The organism is Bowmanella yangjiangensis (assembly GCF_017255015.1).
In the GTDB taxonomy this organism is placed as follows: Bacteria; Pseudomonadota; Gammaproteobacteria; order Enterobacterales; family Alteromonadaceae; genus Bowmanella; species Bowmanella yangjiangensis.
The window spans coordinates 1-255 of record NZ_JAFKCS010000920.1 but is presented as its reverse complement, the minus strand read 5'-3'; the positions used below and the strand labels follow the sequence as shown (position 1 = coordinate 255).

At 42.7% G+C, this 255-nt stretch carries 1 protein-coding gene; it reads right to left on the bottom strand.

All coding sequences use genetic code 11. The features are described 5' to 3' along the window. Window positions 1-216: IS200/IS605 family transposase (gene tnpA / locus J0A65_RS28095; RefSeq protein ID WP_206597269.1), on the bottom strand; the 216-nt coding region annotated here is incomplete at its 3' end. Window positions 217-255 lie beyond the last annotated feature (39 nt).

Below are 255 nucleotides of genomic sequence, written 5' to 3'. Positions count from 1 at the left end.
TAAACTCGGCGGCGTTCTCACCACCAAGTGGACATGGTCAATCTGAACATTCAGTTCAACTACCACGCACTTCTTCATGCTGCAAAAAACATAGATACTTCGGTAAAGCTCTTTGCCCACCTGACCTTTCAAAATCTTGTATCTATACTTCGGTGTCCACACGATGTGATACTGACAACGATAGAATACGTGTGAGGCGGATTCGTATCGGCTCATGCTATTTACTCCTTTTATTTGCTGGTAACAAACAAAAGT